Genomic DNA, 283 nt, shown 5'->3' with positions numbered 1-283 from the left:
AGTTATGGTATTTTAGTAAAGGAAATATATGTAAACGAGGAAGGTTAACCTTTTATTCTGATTATGCAATTGAGATGATGTTAACATTGCGTATGCTACTGAAGTTGCCTCTAAGGCAAACTGAAGGATTTGTTAAGTCTATATTTGAACTTATTAAGCTCGGGCTTGAAGTTCCTGAGTTTAACAGATTATCTAGAAGAGCTAAATGTGTGCTTAAGAGAATAAAGTTACCACCTTTAGTTGAAGAAGGGTACTTGGTAATAGATAGTACTGGTATAAAAGT

The 283-nt window shown here is 33.2% G+C and carries 1 protein-coding gene; it reads left to right on the top strand.

Features of this window, described 5'->3' with window-relative positions:
* Positions 1 to 283 (top strand): transposase (locus tag NF27_RS10075; RefSeq protein ID WP_039459206.1); only part of this gene is annotated, 283 nt, incomplete at both ends.

Source organism: Candidatus Jidaibacter acanthamoeba (assembly GCF_000815465.1).
GTDB lineage: Bacteria > Pseudomonadota > Alphaproteobacteria > Rickettsiales > Midichloriaceae > Jidaibacter > Jidaibacter acanthamoebae.
This window is presented reverse-complemented; position numbering and strand designations above follow the sequence as displayed.